The sequence below is a fragment of the Stenotrophomonas aracearum genome (assembly GCF_031834615.1).
GTDB classification, from domain to species: Bacteria; Pseudomonadota; Gammaproteobacteria; order Xanthomonadales; family Xanthomonadaceae; genus Stenotrophomonas; species Stenotrophomonas aracearum.
Window position 1 is genome coordinate 4026325 of record NZ_CP115543.1, and the last position, 15397, is coordinate 4041721.

General features: G+C 69.0%; 15 protein-coding genes. 11 read left to right on the forward strand and 4 right to left on the reverse strand.

Annotated features, from left to right (window positions below; all coding sequences use genetic code 11):
- Positions 1 to 307 precede the first annotated feature (307 nt).
- From PDM28_RS18040 to PDM28_RS18065, 6 genes are read left to right on the forward strand one after another with little or no spacing between them, the layout of a single operon-like run.
- Positions 308 to 1465 carry an SIS domain-containing protein gene (locus PDM28_RS18040; RefSeq protein WP_311183094.1) on the forward strand — a complete coding sequence of 386 codons (1158 nt, stop codon included), beginning with the start codon at positions 308 to 310 and terminating at the stop codon, positions 1463 to 1465.
- Positions 1458 to 2405, forward strand: a complete 948-nt coding sequence (locus PDM28_RS18045; protein ID WP_311183095.1) for an ROK family protein — start codon at positions 1458 to 1460, stop codon at positions 2403 to 2405. The genes PDM28_RS18040 and PDM28_RS18045 overlap by 8 nt, the downstream gene beginning before the upstream one ends.
- Positions 2406 to 2442: 37 nt before the next feature.
- Positions 2443 to 3750 carry a D-tagatose-bisphosphate aldolase, class II, non-catalytic subunit gene (locus PDM28_RS18050; protein ID WP_311183096.1) on the forward strand — a complete coding sequence of 436 codons (1308 nt, stop codon included), beginning with the start codon at positions 2443 to 2445 and terminating at the stop codon, positions 3748 to 3750.
- Positions 3751 to 3783: 33 nt separating this feature from the next.
- Complete coding sequence (locus PDM28_RS18055; RefSeq protein WP_102946284.1) at positions 3784 to 4560, forward strand: DeoR family transcriptional regulator; 777 nt, start codon at positions 3784 to 3786, stop codon at positions 4558 to 4560.
- Positions 4557 to 5672 carry an N-acetylglucosamine-6-phosphate deacetylase gene (gene nagA / locus PDM28_RS18060; RefSeq protein WP_311183097.1) on the forward strand — a complete coding sequence of 372 codons (1116 nt, stop codon included), beginning with the start codon at positions 4557 to 4559 and terminating at the stop codon, positions 5670 to 5672. Before PDM28_RS18055 ends, nagA begins: the two co-directional genes overlap by 4 nt.
- Before the next feature lie 50 nt (positions 5673 to 5722).
- Positions 5723 to 7531 carry an MFS transporter gene (locus tag PDM28_RS18065; RefSeq protein ID WP_311183099.1) on the forward strand — a complete coding sequence of 603 codons (1809 nt, stop codon included), beginning with the start codon at positions 5723 to 5725 and terminating at the stop codon, positions 7529 to 7531.
- A 16-nt stretch (positions 7532 to 7547) separates the two neighbouring features.
- On the opposite strand, the gene PDM28_RS18070 is transcribed toward PDM28_RS18065, so the two are convergent.
- Together PDM28_RS18070 and PDM28_RS18075 are read right to left on the reverse strand one after the other, a co-directional pair.
- A complete protein-coding gene (locus PDM28_RS18070) occupies positions 7548 to 8111 on the reverse strand; it encodes an HdeD family acid-resistance protein (RefSeq protein ID WP_311183100.1) in 564 nt (187 codons plus the stop codon).
- A 64-nt stretch (positions 8112 to 8175) separates the two neighbouring features.
- Complete coding sequence (locus PDM28_RS18075; RefSeq protein ID WP_311183101.1) at positions 8176 to 8877, reverse strand: ComFC family protein; 702 nt, start codon at positions 8875 to 8877, stop codon at positions 8176 to 8178.
- Positions 8878 to 8947: 70 nt separating this feature from the next.
- On the opposite strand from PDM28_RS18075, the gene bioB reads away from it, so the two are divergent.
- The 5 genes from bioB to bioC all read left to right on the forward strand — a co-directional run bounded on the left by bioB (position 8948) and on the right by bioC (position 13788).
- The gene (bioB, locus tag PDM28_RS18080) at positions 8948 to 9982 is read left to right on the forward strand and encodes a biotin synthase BioB (protein WP_311183102.1); all 1035 of its coding nucleotides are present in this window, start codon (positions 8948 to 8950) and stop codon (positions 9980 to 9982) included.
- An 80-nt stretch (positions 9983 to 10062) separates the two neighbouring features.
- Positions 10063 to 11274: an 8-amino-7-oxononanoate synthase gene (gene bioF, locus PDM28_RS18085; protein WP_311183103.1), complete on the forward strand. Its 1212-nt coding sequence runs from the start codon at positions 10063 to 10065 to the stop codon at positions 11272 to 11274.
- A gap of 22 nt (positions 11275 to 11296) precedes the next feature.
- Positions 11297 to 12070, forward strand: a complete 774-nt coding sequence (gene bioH / locus PDM28_RS18090) for a pimeloyl-ACP methyl ester esterase BioH (protein WP_311184731.1) — start codon at positions 11297 to 11299, stop codon at positions 12068 to 12070.
- A 3-nt stretch (positions 12071 to 12073) separates the two neighbouring features.
- Complete coding sequence (locus tag PDM28_RS18095) at positions 12074 to 12856, forward strand: SDR family oxidoreductase (protein ID WP_311183104.1); 783 nt, start codon at positions 12074 to 12076, stop codon at positions 12854 to 12856.
- Between the two features lie 47 nt (positions 12857 to 12903).
- Entirely contained in the window at positions 12904 to 13788 is an 885-nt protein-coding gene (bioC, locus tag PDM28_RS18100; RefSeq protein WP_311183105.1) for a malonyl-ACP O-methyltransferase BioC, read from the forward strand.
- Here bioC and PDM28_RS18105 read toward each other — a convergent pair whose 3' ends face one another.
- Positions 13789 to 14406 (reverse strand): YdcF family protein, encoded by a 618-nt coding sequence (locus PDM28_RS18105; RefSeq protein ID WP_311183106.1) that lies wholly within the window; start codon positions 14404 to 14406, stop codon positions 13789 to 13791.
- Positions 14391 to 15350, reverse strand: a complete 960-nt coding sequence (locus tag PDM28_RS18110; RefSeq protein WP_311183107.1) for a pyridoxal-phosphate dependent enzyme — start codon at positions 15348 to 15350, stop codon at positions 14391 to 14393. Before PDM28_RS18110 ends, PDM28_RS18105 begins: the two co-directional genes overlap by 16 nt.
- Positions 15351 to 15397: the final 47 nt, after the last annotated feature.

Genomic DNA, 15397 nt, shown 5'->3' on the forward strand with positions numbered 1-15397 from the left:
CGCAGTTGGCGGGTGTCCGAAACCAGTGCGGCCGACTATGGGGCAGGCTGTCGAAAGATGTCAATAAATTGCAAAGAAAAAAGCTTAGGAATTTGTTTGAAACGAAAGTTGATGCAAAGCACCACTTGCTTTCTGCCACCTGAATGCGCGGATTTTCCCTTGAGGCGTCGAGGCGCACACGATTCCGATTGCGCCGTGCGGAAAATTGCGATTGCAAACTGTGACCGACCAATCTTATTTATATCTTTCGTTATTTGACATTTCGAAAGAAAACGAAGATTGTTTGCCTGCCCAACAGGAATCGCGAATGGACGTCACCCTGCTCCCTGATTTGCCCGCCTGGCAGCGCCTTGGTGGCGCGCACACCGCTGAAGAGATCGCGCAGCAACCGGCCCTGTGGTCGAACCTGGCTGCGGTGATCGACGGCGCGCGCGAACGAATCGACGCCTTCCTGGGCGACGCCCTGAACGATCCCAACCAGCGGGTGATCTTCACCGGCGCCGGAAGCTCGGGCTTCATTGCCGAGATGGTGGCCGACCAGATCAACGCGCAATGGCCGGCCGACATGCGCGCCCTCCACACCACCAGCCTGCTGACCCACCCGGCGCTGTACCTGCAGCGCGACCGCCCGACCCTGCTGGTGTCGTTCGGGCGCAGCGGTTCCAGCCCGGAGAGCGTGGCAGCAGTGGAACTGGTGCGTGCGCAGGTGGACGAGGCGCGCTTCCTGGACATCACCTGCAATGCCGATGGCGCGCTGGCGCAGCGCGGCCAGGGTCGCAGCGACACGCTGTCTCTGCTGATGCCGCCGGCCAGCTGCGACCGCGCGTTCGCCATGACCAGCAGCCTGAGCTGCATGCTGCTGGCCGCCCTGAGCGTGTTCGAGCGTGCTCCGTGGGCCGAACGCACCGCGCGCCTGCGCAACCTCGCACAGTGTGGCGAACAGGCCGTGCAGGCCTGGGACGCGCCGGTCGCTGCGCTTGCGCAAGGTGACATCTCGCGGGTGATCTATCTGGGCAGCGGACCGCTGGAGGCTACCGCACGCGAAGCCGCGTTGAAGGTACTGGAGCTCACCGCCGGCCGCGTGCTCGCACTGGCCAACACGCCGCTGGGCTTCCGCCACGGCCCCAAATCCACGCTCAACGGCACCACGCTGGTGGTGATGCTGCGCAGCGCGCAGCCGCTGGCACGCCGCTATGAGCAGGACCTGCTGGAAGAGCTGCGTCGTGATGGCATCGCCGCGCGGGTGATCTCGGTCGGCCCGGCCGGCGCGGACAGCGCCGAAGGCGACTTCGTGCTCGACGTGCCCGCCCTGCCCGACACCTGGCTCGCCCCGCTCTGGCTGGTGATGGCGCAGTGCTTCGCGCTGCAGCGTTCGGCCGCGCTGGGCCTGACCCCCGACAACCCCTTCCCCGACGGCACGGTCAATCGCGTGGTGCAGGGCGTGACCATCCACGACCATGGCTGAGTCCGATACGCCCCTGCAGCGCTGGTATGGCATCGACATCGGTGGCACCAAGATCGAACTAGTGGCGTGCGATGCCGGACTGAAGGTGCACCACCGCCAGCGCGTGGCCACCCCCACCCACGACTACGCCGCGTTCGTCGAAACCATCGGCCAGCTGGTGGACGATGCCGACGCTGCGCTCGGAACGCGCGCCAGTGCAGTGGGCATCGGACTGCCCGGCGTGCGCGACCGCGACAGCGGTGTGCAGCTCAGCGCCAACGTACCGGCCCTGAGCGGGCGTACCGTCGGGCACGATCTGGAAGCGCGGCTGCAACGCCGGCTCGCGCTGGGCAACGACCTGCAGTGCTTTGCGCTGTCCGAGGCGCATGACGGTGCCGCGGCCGGTTACCCCAGCATGTTCGGCGTCATCCTGGGCACCGGTGCCGGCGGCGGCTACTGCCTGCACGGCCAGCTGGTGGCTGGCAACAACGGCATCGCCGGCGAGTGGGGTCACTGGAGCCTGCCCGCCACCCTGCAGCTGCGCCACGACCTGCCACTGCTGGACTGCGGTTGCGGCCTGCGCGGCTGCCTGGAGCGCTACGTGTCCGGCAGCGGCCTGGCCATGATCCACGAACGCCACGGCGGCCAGGCCCGCGACGCCACTACGGTGGTCGAGCTGGCGCACGCCGGCGACCCGATCGCGCTGCGCGCACTGGCGATCCATCGCGACCTGCTCGGCTACAGCTTCGCCAGCCTGATCCTGGCGCTGGACCCGCACGTGATCGTGCTGGGCGGCGGCCTTTCCAAGCTGGAACAGCTGTACCGCGACCTGCCTGCGGCCATCGCGCCCTACCTGTTCAATGGCGTGCGCGTGCCGCCGATCCTGCCGCCGGTGTTCGGCGATGCCGGCGGTGCACGCGGCGCGGCGTTGCTGGCCCGCCAGCTGCACGGCGCGCCCTGAATCCCTTCCCCCATTCTGCTGCGCCAGGAGTGCTGCCATGTCTGCCGTTCAATCGTTGATCGCTGCCCATCGCCAGGGCCAGCCTGTTGGCCTGTACAGCGTGTGCTGCAGCAACGAGCAGGTGCTGCTGGCGGCCATGGACGTGGCGCGTACGTACGACACGGTGCTGCTTGTCGAAGCCACCTCCAACCAGGTGGACCAGTTCGGCGGCTATACCGGCATGACCCCGCCGCAGTACCGCGACTACGTACTGAGGCTGGCACGCAACCACGATTTCCCGGTGGAGCGGCTCATCCTGGGCGGCGACCACCTCGGTCCGAATGCCTGGCAGAAGGGGCCTGCCGACGTGGCGATGGCCAACGCGCGCACGCTGATCGCTGCGTACGTGGCGGCCGGCTTCCACAAGATCCACCTGGACTGCAGCATGTCCTGCGCCGACGATCCGACCCCGCTGCCCGACGCCATCGTCGCGGCGCGTTCGGCGGAGCTGGCGCGCATCGCCGAGCGTACCGCTGCCGAGAACGGCCTGCCGCCACCGGTGTATGTGATCGGCACCGAAGTGCCGGTGCCGGGCGGCGAGGCCTCGCTGGAAGGCGGGCTGGCGGTAACCACGCCGACGGCCGCCGCGCTCACGCTGGCGATCCATCGCGAAGCCTTCTCTGCACCGGACCTGCTGCCGGCATGGGAACGGGTGATCGCGATGGTGGTGCAACCCGGCGTGGATTTTGACCACAGCAGCGTGCACTACTACGACCCGGCCGCCGCGCAGGCGCTCTCCGCGTTCGTGGAAACCCAGCCGCGCATCGTGTTCGAGGCGCACTCCACCGACTACCAGACCGAAGCGGGCCTGCACGCGCTGGTGCGCGACCATTTCGCCATCCTCAAGGTCGGTCCGGCCGCGACGTATGCGTTCCGCGAAGCGGTGTTCGCGCTGGCGATGATCGAACGCGAACTGCTGCCCGCCGCCGAGGCCTCGCAGCTGATCGACGTGCTGGAGCGCTGCATGCTGGACAAGCCCGGCAGCTGGGCCAGCTATTACACCGGCAGCGCGCACGAACAGCGCCTGCTGCGTGCGTACTCGCTGAGCGACCGCAGCCGCTACTACTGGGGTGAGCCGGAAGTGCAGGCGGCGTTGGCCACGCTGGTCGACAACCTGACCCGGGTGCCACCGCCGCTGATGCTGCTCAGCCAGTTCCTGCCGGAGCAGACCCGTGCGGTGCAGGCCGGCGTGCTGGCCGTCGAGCCGCTGGCGCTGATCCGCCACAAGGTGGGGCTGCGCTTGGCCGAGTACGCGCGAGTGTGCGTCAACGAAAGTTTTTCTGCCACGGAGGTTTCGGAACGGTAAGCTTCGGCTTTCCTTCCGAACGGAATCGCCTTCATGCGAAACACACGGCAGCGCCGCCAGCAGATCCTGCAGTTGCTGGTCGACCACGGCAACGTGCAGGTCAGTGAACTGGTGGACCGTTTCGGCGTGTCGGCCGTGACCATCCGTGCCGACCTGACCCACATCGAGTCGCAGGGCCTGGCCACGCGCACCCACGGCGGTGCCACGCTGGTGCGCAAGCCGCCGCTGGAACAGGACATCCACCAGAAGGACGCGCTGAACCTGCCGCTGAAGGACAGCATCGGCGCGCATGCCGCGCGGCTGGTGCGGGCCGGCGACAACATCATCATCGACTCCGGGTCCACCACCATGACCCTGGCCCGCCACCTGCGCGAACACCAGGACGTGACAGTGATGACCAACGGGCTCAACATCGCCTGGGAACTGGCCAATGCACCGGGCGTGGAACTGCTGCTCACCGGCGGCCTGCTGCGCAAGCAATCGCTGTCGCTGCAGGGCAGCCAAGCCGAGGCCAGCCTCAACACCTACAGTTTCGACACCCTGTTCCTGGGCGTGGATGGCCTGGACCTGCAGTTCGGGCTCACCACCCACCACGAAGCCGAAGCCCGCCTCAACCACCGCATGGTGGAGCGCGCGCGCCGCGTGGTGGTGCTGACCGACGCGTCCAAGTTCGGCCACGTCAGCCTGCACCGCATCGCCCGCCTCGACCAGGTCCACACCATCATCACCGACGCCAGCATCGACCCGGACTACCTGGACGGGCTGCAGAAGCTGGGCATCGAAGTGATCATCGCCGAGTCCCCGCCGTGAACCCTGCCGCCTTCCTGCATGGCCGCGTACTGACCCCGTCCGGGTGGGTGCGTGGCGACATCCACTTCGACCAGCGCATCGTTGCGATCCGCAGCGAGCACGCCGACCCGCGTGGCGACAACGAGGTGCCGTACATCCTGCCGGGCTTCATCGACCTGCATGTGCATGGCGGTGCTGGGGTGGACATCATGCAGGGCGGCGACACGGCGGTGACCGTAGCGCGCGCGCATGCGCGGCATGGCACCACCGCCCTGCTGGGCACGACCATGACCGCCGAGGCGGACGACATCGTGCGTGCGCTGCAGGGGTTGGCAGGTGCGATCACGCAGCGCGCGCCGGGCACCGCCCGCGTGCTGGGCGTGCATCTGGAAGGGCCCTTCATCAGCGCCGAACGGCTGGGCGCGCAGCCGCCGCTGGTGGTGGAAGCCACGCTGGACGACGTGCGCCAGCTGCACGCCATCGCACCGATCAAGGTGCTGACCATGGCGCCGGAGATCGGCCAGCACCTGGCGCTGATTCCCGCCTTGAGTGCGCTGGGCATCCGCGTGCAGCTGGGTCACAGCGCCGGCAGTTATGAAGAGGGCGTAGCGGCGCTGGACGCCGGCGCAGCGGGCTTCACCCATCTGTTCAACGGCATGACCGGCGTGGACCACTACCACCCCGGCATCGCCACCGCGGCACTGGCGCATGCGCAGTACGCCGAACTCATCCCCGACCTGCAACACGTCCACCCCGGCGCGATCCGCACCGCATTGCGCGCGATCCCGCGCCTGTACTGCGTGACCGACGCCACCGCCGCCACCGGCATGCCCGATGGCGAGTACGCGCTCGGCGTGCAGCGGGTGCACAAGTGCCTGGGCTGCGTGCGCCTGGAAAGCGGTTCGCTGGCCGGCAGCGCACTGACCATGGACCAGGCGCTGCGCAACCTGGTTGCGCTGGGACTGGCGCTGGATGACGCCTCCGACCGTGTTTCACGCTTCCCGGCCGACTATCTGGGGCTGGAAGACCGGGGTCGCCTGCAACCTGGCGCCTGGGCGGACCTGGTGGTGCTCGACCGCGACCTGCGCGTGCAGCAGGTCGTGGTGGAAGGCGAACGCATCACGCTCGACTAAGTCACTCCGCGCCGGCTGCGGCGCGCTCAAAACGTAGACAGGACCGCACCATGAACGACGCTTCCGCCGCCATGCCCGTGCCCGCTGTCGCCGACGCACCGCGTTGGCCGGTGCGCTATCTGCTGTTCATTGGCGGCATGGGCGGCCTGCTCTACGGCATCGACATCGGCATCATCGCTGGCGCGCTGCCTTATCTCGAGGCCACCGCTACGGCCAGCTGGCATCTCACCACCCAGCAGCTGGGCTTCGTTGTGGCAGCGGTACTGCTGGGCAGCGTGCTCTCATCATTGTTTGCCGGCGCGGTGGCCGACCTGATCGGGCGGCGCGGGGCGATGGTGCTGGCCGGGCTGTTGTTCACCGCCAGCATTCCGGTGATGGCGCTCTCGGAGGGCTACGGACCGCTGTTGATGGGGCGGCTGTTGCAGGGCATCAGCGGCGGCCTGATCGGTGTGGTGGTGCCGCTGTACCTGGCTGAAGTCCTCAGCCCGGAGCGGCGCGGGCGCGGTGCGGCCATGTTCCAGCTGCTGCTCACCATCGGCCTGGTGTTGGCGGCGGTGATCGGCCTGTACCACGCCCACAGCGTTGACGTGGCCACGGCAGCCGTGGCGCACCTGCCCGGCGATGAGCAGCAGCGCCTGCTGTTCGCGGTGAAGGACCATGCATGGCGCACCATCTTCTGGAGCTGCCTGCTGCCGGGGCTAATGTTCACCGGCGGCGCGCTGCTGATCAGCGAATCGCCGCGTTGGCTGGTGCGCCGCGGTCGCATCGACAAAGCCCGCCGCGCACTGCAGCGCACCGTGGCGCCGACCGAGGTGGAAGCCACCCTGGCCCGCATGCAGGCGCCTGACGCCCCCGCCAGCGACGGCACGCCCGCAGAGCGCGACCCGCTCCTGAGCCGCCGTTACGTGTGGCCATTCATACTGGCCTGCCTGGTGCTGGCCTTCACCCAGGCCACCGGCATCAATTCGGTGCTGGCCTATGCGGTGAACATCCTGCACCAGGCCGGCCTGCCCGGAGCGGTGGCCAACTGGGCCGACGTTTCGATCAAGCTGCTCAATGCGCTGATGACCGTGGTCGCGTTGGTGCTGGTGGACCGCAAGGGCCGCAAGTTCCTGCTGATGCTGGGTACCGGCGGCATCACCGTGGCGTTGCTGTGCGCGGCGCTGCTGTTCGTGCGCAGCGAGCATGGCCGGTTGGACGTGCACGCCACGCTGCAGCAGCAGCTGGTCGGCGATTCCCTTGCGCTGCCGATGGACGCCGCGCAGTGGCGCCGCCTGGACGGCAGCGCCGAGGGGCAGCCGCTGCAGCTCACCGTGTCTTATTCCTATGGTGGCTTCAGCAACGTGCGCTCGCTGCGCAGCGACAACCCGGTCGATACCACCCTGCAGATCCGCCGCGAAGACGCGGTCTCGGCCGACAGTGTGATCGGCGCGTTCTTCCGCCGTATCCACCTCAATCCGTTCCCGGACCCGGCCGCCGCTGCAAGCGCGCCGCTGGTGATCGAACGTGCGGTGATCGGCCCGGTACCGTCGCCGACCCATGGCTGGCTGGTCGCCGGCTGCATCCTGCTGTTCGTGGCCTTCTTCGCGGTAGGTCCGGGCGTGTGCGTGTGGTTGGCACTGTCCGAGCTGATGCCCACCCGGATCCGTTCCAACGGCATGAGCATCGCGCTGCTGATCAACCAGTTCGTGTCCACCGTGATCGCCGCGATCTTCCTGCCCACGGTAGGCCACCACGGCTACGCCAGCATGTTCTTCTTCTGGGCCGGCTGCACGTTGCTGTACTTCCTGGTGGCCGCGTTCCTGCTGCCGGAAACCAAAGGCAAGACGCTGGAAGAGATCGAGGCGCGGTTCCGGTAAGAGCGCTTCGGAAGCCTCAGCGAAGCTTCCGCAGCCGGAACGCCACGGCGATCTGCAGGAAGCCGTACAGCAGGCTGCCGATACCGATCCACAGCGTGGTTACCGCCACCCCGCCCAGCGGGTTGGCGAACATCATGCCGCCCAGCACGATGGCCAGCAGGCCGCTGAGGATGAGCAGCCATTCGCCTTCGATCTGCTTGCGCACCCGGATCGCGTAGACGATGCGGTACACGCCGGCCATGACCAGCCAGATCGCCAGCAGCAGTACCAGGACCTTTGCGGTCACCAGTGGATTGATCACCGCCAGTGCACCGAAGCCGACGGACGCCACTGCGTACACCAGCGCCCAGCCGCGCGGCGCGCCGCTGTTGCCGCCGAATACCGCGAACAGGCTGATCAGGCCTTCGATCAGGGCCATGACCCCGATGGCCCAGGCCAGGCCGGCTGCCGCCGACAGGGGACGCATCACCGCGATCAGGCCGAAGCCGATGGCCACCAGCCCGTACAGCAGCAGTACCCACCAGCTGCGGCCCACCCACGACAACAACGAGGTACCGCGCAGATCCGACGCCTGGCTCATGACGGTGTTCCTGTGAAGGAGGTCAAGCGCGATGCTAGGCCTGCATGGGCGCCGCGACAAGGCGTCATGGCGCGCGGGCGCATACCCACAGCGTGGCCTGCTCCATCCCGGACCGTTTCAGTGCGCGCATGGCCGCGTCCAGGGTGGCGCCAGTGGTCATCACATCATCGACCAGGGTCAGCCGGGACGGCGGGGTGGCCGTTACGGCGAAGGCCCCGCGCAGGTTCTGGCGGCGGGCCTCCGCGTCCAGCGTCGACTGCGCCACCGTGGCGCGGCTGCGGCACAGCCCCGACCACAGCGGCACGCCCAGTTCACGCGCCAGGGGCCGGGCCAGCTCCCGCGCCTGGTCGTAACCGCGCTCGCGCAGCCGCCGCCGGTGCAGCGGCATCGGCATCAGCGGGTCCAACGCGAACTCCGGCACTGCCTGCAGCATCAACTGCGACAACAGCCGCCCCGCCGCCAGGTCCTGATGGAACTTGAAACGCAGCACCAGTCGGTCAATCGGCGGCGCATAGATGAAGGTGGCCGCAGCGCCCATCTGCCGTGGCGGCTGACGCAGACATGCCCCGCAGGCGGCTACAGGCTCGTCCGGCGGCAAAGGCAGCGCGCACAGCGGGCAGGCATGGTCGTTCCACGGCAGCTCGGCATAACAGGCGGCGCACAGGTCCAGCCCCTCGTTACCCGGATCGGCGCAGACCAGGCACCGCAGCGGCAAGACCTGATGTCCCAGCCACCACACGGCATCGTAAACTTTGCGGATATCCATATGGTTGACAGTCTCGTGCAACCTCACCAGACTGCCGCCCCTCGCTTCCGCAATCTGTCAGGACACTCCCATGGCTTCTGTCATCCGCCACGACTGGCACCCCGAGGAGCTGCTGGCGCTGTTTGAGCTGCCCCTCCCGGAGCTGCTGTACCGGGCCGCAGGCGTGCATCGGGAAGCGTTCGATCCGGCCGAGGTGCAGGTGTCCACCCTGCTCTCGGTGAAGACCGGCGGCTGCCCGGAAGACTGCGCGTACTGCCCGCAGGCGCAGCGCTATGACACCGGGGTGAGCGCGCAGAAGCTGATGGCCACCGACGAGGTGGTCGCCAAGGCGCGCCAGGCCAAGGCGGCGGGCGCGTCGCGGTTCTGCATGGGTGCGGCCTGGCGTTCGCCCAAGGACCGCGACATTCCGAAGGTGGCGGCGATGATCCGCGAGGTGAAGGCGCTGGGGCTGGAAACCTGCGCCACCCTGGGCATGCTCGACGGCCCGCAGGCAGCCGCGCTGCGCGAGGCCGGGCTGGACTACTACAACCACAACCTGGACACCGCGCCGGATTACTACGACTCGATCATCCATACCCGCAAGTACCAGGACCGGCTCGATACGCTGGAACACGTGCGCCAGGCCGGGCTGAAGACCTGCTGCGGCGGCATCGTCGGCATGGGCGAGACCCGTGCGCACCGCGCAGGGCTGCTGCTGGCGCTGGCCAACCTGCCGGCCCACCCCGATTCGGTGCCGATCAACCGGCTGGTGCAGGTGGCCGGCACGCCGCTGCACGGCAGCGCCGAGCTGGACCCGTTCGAGTTCGTGCGCATGATCGCAGTGGCCCGCATCACCATGCCCAAGGCAATGGTGCGGCTCTCGGCAGGGCGCGAGACGATGAGCGACGAGCTGCAGGCGCTGTGCTTCCTGGCCGGGGCCAACTCCATCTTCTACGGGGAGAAGCTGCTGACCACCGGCAACCCGGACACCGAGCGCGACCTTGCCCTGTTCAGCCGGTTGGGACTGCGCCCGATGGCGGTGCAGGTCGACGCGGAAGGGCATGACCACCCGGGCACCGTGCATGCCGACATCACCTGCGGCGGCGGTTGCGGACAAGCGGCCTGAGCCCCGCCCCGGGCGGTGCAGCGCAACGCCCGGCAACCGGGTACGCTAGCTCCCCTGCCCGCCCATGAGACATGACGACCATGGCCCGTCCTGACCTGCACGACCGTATTCAGTCCCAGCGCAAGCTTCGCGATGCGCAGGGCCGGATCCGCGTGCGCCGCACCGTGACCCGCCGGGATGGCGTGCGTCTGGAACTCAATGGCCAGTGGCTCACTGGCTTCTGCAGCAACGACTACCTGGGCCTGTCCCAGCAGTTCGGCGTGGTCAGTGCGCTGCAGGACGCTGCCGCGCGCGAAGGCGCCGGCGCCACCGCCTCGCACCTGATCTGCGGCCACCATGCGCTGCACGAGGCGCTGGAGCAGGAAGTGGCCGACTGGCTCGGCTACCCGCGCGCGCTGCTGTTCGGCAGCGGCTTCGCCGCCAACCTGGCCGTGCAGCAGGCGCTGCTGACCGAAGAAGATGACGTGTGCGTGCAGGACCGGCTCAACCACGCCAGCCTGCTCGACGCCGCGCGGCTGGCCGGTTGCCGCCTGCGCCGCTACCCGCACCTGGACACCGAAGGCGCGCTGCGCCAGCTCAAGCATGCGGCCGAAGGCGCGGCGATGCTGGTCACCGACGGCGTCTTCAGCATGGACGGCGATATCGCGCCGCTGCGCTCGCTGTCGCTGGTGGCGCGCATGCAGCAGGCCCTGCTGTATGTCGACGACGCGCACGGCGTGGGCGTGGTTGGCGAGCATGGCCGGGGCTGCGTGGCCGAGGCCGGGCTGGGCGTGGCCGACGTGCCGCTGCAGCTGGTGACGCTCGGCAAGGCACTGGGTGGCAGTGGTGCGGTGGTGGTCGGCGATGACGCGCTGATCCAGCATTTGGCCGAAACCGCACGCCCCTACATCTACACCACCGCCGTGCCGCCGGCGCAGGCCGCTGCCGCCCTGGCGGCGGTGAAGCTGGCCCGCCGCGACGACTGGCGCCGCGAGAAGCTGGCCGAACTGGTCGGCGTGTTCCGTGCCGGCGCACGCCAGCACGGGCTCGAACTGATGCCGTCGGACACGCCGATCCAGCCGCTGCTGTGCGGCGCCGAGTCGACCGTGATGGCGCTGTCGGCCGAGTTGGAAGCAGCCGGTTTCCTGGTCAGCGCGATCCGTCCGCCGACCGTGCCCGAGGGCAAGGCACGCCTGCGCGTGACCCTGTCCGCGCTGCACACCGTTCCGGAAGTGCGCGCATTGACCGACGCGATCGCGCACGCGCGCGACCATGTGCTGCGCCAGCAGTCACTGGATGCACTGAGCGCGTGATGCACGGGCGGTACCGGTGAGCATGCAGATCGAGGTGACCGGCAGCGGGCCGGCGCTGGTGCTGATCCACGGCTGGGCCCTGCATGGCGGCGTGTTCGCACCGCTGGTGGAGCGGCTGGCCGCACAGTTCGAGCTGCATCGGGTGGACCTGCCCGGGCATGGCCACAGCCGCGACGATGCCACGCCGCTGCGCCTGCCTTTCGTGGTCAACGCGATTGCCGCCGCCACCCCGCCGGCCGTGTGGTGCGGCTGGTCGCTGGGCGGCCTGTTCGCACTGCACGCCGCGGCCACCGTGCCCAAGGTGCGCGGCTTGGCGATGATCGCGGCCACGCCGCGCTTCGTGCGTGGCGAGGACTGGCCGCACGCAGTGGAACCGTCCGTGTTCGAACAGTTCGGCCAGGATCTGGCCACCGACTACCGCGGCACGCTGGAGCGCTTCCTGGCACTGGATGCGATGGGCTCCGAGCACGCCCGCCAGGAGCTGCGCAGCCTGCGCGCGATGCTGGTGGAGCGCGGCGAGCCCGCGCCGCACGCCCTGCAGGAAGGCCTGCGCCTGCTCGAGGGCACCGACCTGCGCGGCGCCCTGCCCAGCCTGCCGGTCCCCAGCCTGTGGCTGGCCGGGCAGCGCGACCGGCTGGTGTCGGCGCGTGGCATGCAGGCCGCTGCGGCGCTGGCACCGCGTTCCAGCGTGCATGTGGTCGCCCATGGCGGCCACGCGCCGTTCCTCGGCCACACCGACGACGTGGCCGCACAGCTGCTCCACTTTGTTTCCACCCTTCCGCCTTTACGGAACTGAGCCATGGACCTTGGAATTGCCGGCCGCTGGGCCCTCGTCTGCGCCGCCAGCAAGGGATTGGGCCTGGGCTGCGCCCGCGCACTCGCCCGCGAAGGGGTGAACGTGGTGATCGCCGCACGCGGTGAACAGGCACTGGAACAAGCGGGTGCGGAACTGCGGGCGCTTCCCGGTGCCGGCAAGGTGGTCACCGTGGTCGCCGACGTCACCACCGACGCCGGCCGCGCCGCCGCACTGGCGGCCTGCCCGCAGGTGGACATCCTGGTCACCAATGCCGGCGGCCCGCCGGCCGGCGACTTCCGCCAGTTCGAACGCGCGGACTGGATCGCGGCGCTGGACGCGAACATGCTGGCGCCGATCGCGCTGATCCGCGCCACCGTGGACGGCATGATCGAGCGCGGCTTCGGCCGCGTGGTCAACATCACCTCGTCGTCGGTGAAGGCACCGATCGACATCCTGGCGCTGTCCAACGGTGCGCGATCGGGCCTGACCGGTTTCGTGGCCGGGCTGGCGCGGCGCACCGTGGCCCACAACGTGACCCTCAACAACCTGCTGCCCGGCCAGTTCGATACCGACCGCCTGCGCGGCAATTTCGCCTACATGGCGCAGCAGCAGGGCGTCGACGCCGGGCAGATCGCCGAACGCAAGCGCACCCATATTCCCGCCGGCCGCTTCGGCAGGGCCGACGAATTCGGCGCGGCCTGTGCATTCCTGTGCAGCGCGCAGGCCGGCTACATCACCGGGCAGAACCTGCTGATCGACGGCGGCGCCTACCCTGGCACGTTCTGACCCGTACCTTCCTGTTTTCCGCAGTTGCTTTCCGCAGTGAGCCTTGCATGACCACCGACTTCGATCCCCAGCATGTCCGCCGCGCGTTCTCGCGTGCCGCCACCAGTTACGACGCCGCCGCTGCCCTGCAGCGCGAGGTCGAAAAGCGCCTGCTCGAGTCGCTGGATTACCTGGAAGCGCGGCAGCCGGAGGTGGTGCTGGACGTTGGCAGCGGCACCGGGCATGCGAGCGCGGCAATGAAGAAGCGCTGGCCGAAGGCGCAGGTGATCGCGCTGGACATGGCCCTGCCGATGCTGCGCGAGTCGAAGAAGCAGGCCGGTTGGTGGAAGCCGTTCTCGCGCGTGTGCGGCGACGCGCGCGCGTTGCCGCTGCTGGACCAGAGCGTTGACGTGATCTACAGCAACCTGTGCCTGCAGTGGGTGGACGACCTGCCGGCGGTGTTCGCTGGCTTCCGCCGCGCGCTCAAGCCGGGCGGGCTGCTGGTGTGTTCGACCTTCGGGCCGGAAACGCTGATCGAACTGCGCGACGCGTTCGCCAGCGCCGACGACGTCCCGCATGTGAGCCGCTTCCCGCCGATCGCGCAGTTTGGCGACGCGCTGATGATGTCCGGGTTCCGCGACCCGGTGCTGGACCGCGACCTGTTCACCCTGACCTACAAGGACATGGACGCGTTGATGCGCGAGCTGCGCGCGATCGGCGCCACCAACGCGCGCCAGGACCGCCGCCACACCTTGACCGGGCGTGGCCGTTTCGCCGCCGCGCGCGCCGCCTACGAACCGCTGCGCCGCGAAGACGGCACGTTGCCGAGCAGCTGGGAAGTGATCTACGCGCATGCGTGGGCGCCCGAAGCCGGCGCGCCGATCAGGGAGCACGGACATGACGTCGCCACGGTGCCGGTGTCGGCCATTCCGATCCGTCGCAGGACGACCTGATCAGGCCCCGGTCGAGATCATGTCGCGGTGGAAGAAATAGATCTCCTGCGCCAGGAACTTCCAGCTGGTGTGGAAACTGCGGAAGCGCGTGCTAGGCGTTGACGAGGCCAGCGCATCGATCCCGAGCTCTCGCGCCAAGCGCAGCGCGCGCGCCATGTGCAGCGGGTCGCTGACGATGATCACCCGGTGCAGCTTGCGCTTCTCCATCAGGCGCTGCGCTTCCACCAGGTTCTGCCGGGTGGTGCGCGACGCGGTTTCGATCAGGATCGCGTTTTCCGGCACGCCCTGCTTCAGCGCATAGCGGCGCGCCACCTGCGATTCGGAAAAACGCGCTCCAGTGCCGCCATAGCCGCCGGTGAAGATCAGCAGTGGCGCATAGCCCTGGTGGTACAGGTCCAAACCATGTCGGATGCGCTCTTCGAACACCGGCGAGGGCTTGGCGTCGTAGGCGGCAGCGCCCAGCACGATGATCGCGTCGGCCTTCGCCGCCTGGTCGCGCTCACCGACCCAGACGATCCACGCGGTCACGCACAGCAGCCACGCCGCCAGCAGCAGGCACAACCGCCACAGCCAGCCGGCCAGTCCGACCCGGTGGCGCCGGGTCATGCCAGCGCCCATGGCAGCGCGTCAAGGTCGACATTGCCGCCGGACAGCACAACGCCGACCCGCTGCCCGGCAAAGCGCGCCGGTTCGGCCAGGATCGCGGCCAGTGCGATGGCCGATGAAGGTTCCACCACCTGCTTGAGCACCTGCCAGAGCAGGCGCATGGCCGCCACGGTCGCCGCGTCATCCACCACGACCACGTCGGCCGCGCCGTGCAGCAGCGCGAAGTTGGGCGCACCCAGGGTGCCGCGCAGGCCGTCGCAGATCGTGTCAGGGACGAAATCCAGGCGCAGCGCGCCTGCGGCCAGCGAACGTGCGGTATCGGCCGCGCCAGCCGGTTCGGCCAGTACCAGCCGGGCATTCGGAGCGGCCGCCTGGAGTGCCAACCGGGTGCCGGCCGCCAGCCCGCCACCGCCCACCGGCACCACCAGGGTGTCGAAGGGTCCGTGGCTGCCGATCAGCTCCAACGCGGCGGTGCCCTGCCCGGCGATCACCCGCGCGTCGGCATAGGGATGCACCAGCGTCGCACCGGTGTCGGCTTCAACCTGGGCGCACATCGCCTCACGTGCGGCGATGCTGGGCGTGCAGCGCCACAAGGTGGCCCCGTGGCGTTCGATATTGGCCAGCTTGGCCGCGACCGCGCCGGCGGGCACCACCACGTGGCAGGCAATGCCCCGGGTGCGCGCGGCCAACGCAAGCGCGGCACCGTGATTACCCGAGGAATGCGTGACCACGCCGCGCGCGGCGACCGTCTCGGGCAGGGCCCAGACCGCATTGCAGGCGCCGCGGAACTTGAACGCGCCGCCACGCTGCAGATGTTCGGCCTTGAACGCCAGCCGTGCGCCGCTCAACGCGTCCAGCGCGCGCGACTGCAGCACCGGGGTTACGCTGGCATGCGGCGCGATCCGCGCGGCGGCGGCCAACAGGTCATCGACGCAGGGCAGGGATGAATCGGTCATGACACAAGATTAACGGATGAAACGGCAACGGTTCATCCGCACCGGCC

Coding starts and splice junctions, on each gene's coding strand:
- bioH (WP_311184731.1), top strand. CDS start 11,297: ATGCAGATCGAGGTGACCGGCAGCGGGCCGGCGCTGGTGCTGATCCAC.
- PDM28_RS18095 (WP_311183104.1), top strand. CDS start 12,074: ATGGACCTTGGAATTGCCGGCCGCTGGGCCCTCGTCTGCGCCGCCAGC.
- PDM28_RS18075 (WP_311183101.1), bottom strand. CDS start 8,877: ATGGATATCCGCAAAGTTTACGATGCCGTGTGGTGGCTGGGACATCAG.
- PDM28_RS18045 (WP_311183095.1), top strand. CDS start 1,458: ATGGCTGAGTCCGATACGCCCCTGCAGCGCTGGTATGGCATCGACATC.
- PDM28_RS18055 (WP_102946284.1), top strand. CDS start 3,784: ATGCGAAACACACGGCAGCGCCGCCAGCAGATCCTGCAGTTGCTGGTC.
- PDM28_RS18050 (WP_311183096.1), top strand. CDS start 2,443: ATGTCTGCCGTTCAATCGTTGATCGCTGCCCATCGCCAGGGCCAGCCT.
- PDM28_RS18070 (WP_311183100.1), bottom strand. CDS start 8,111: ATGAGCCAGGCGTCGGATCTGCGCGGTACCTCGTTGTTGTCGTGGGTG.
- PDM28_RS18110 (WP_311183107.1), bottom strand. CDS start 15,350: ATGACCGATTCATCCCTGCCCTGCGTCGATGACCTGTTGGCCGCCGCC.
- PDM28_RS18105 (WP_311183106.1), bottom strand. CDS start 14,406: ATGGGCGCTGGCATGACCCGGCGCCACCGGGTCGGACTGGCCGGCTGG.
- PDM28_RS18065 (WP_311183099.1), top strand. CDS start 5,723: ATGAACGACGCTTCCGCCGCCATGCCCGTGCCCGCTGTCGCCGACGCA.
- bioF (WP_311183103.1), top strand. CDS start 10,063: ATGGCCCGTCCTGACCTGCACGACCGTATTCAGTCCCAGCGCAAGCTT.
- bioC (WP_311183105.1), top strand. CDS start 12,904: ATGACCACCGACTTCGATCCCCAGCATGTCCGCCGCGCGTTCTCGCGT.
- PDM28_RS18040 (WP_311183094.1), top strand. CDS start 308: ATGGACGTCACCCTGCTCCCTGATTTGCCCGCCTGGCAGCGCCTTGGT.
- bioB (WP_311183102.1), top strand. CDS start 8,948: ATGGCTTCTGTCATCCGCCACGACTGGCACCCCGAGGAGCTGCTGGCG.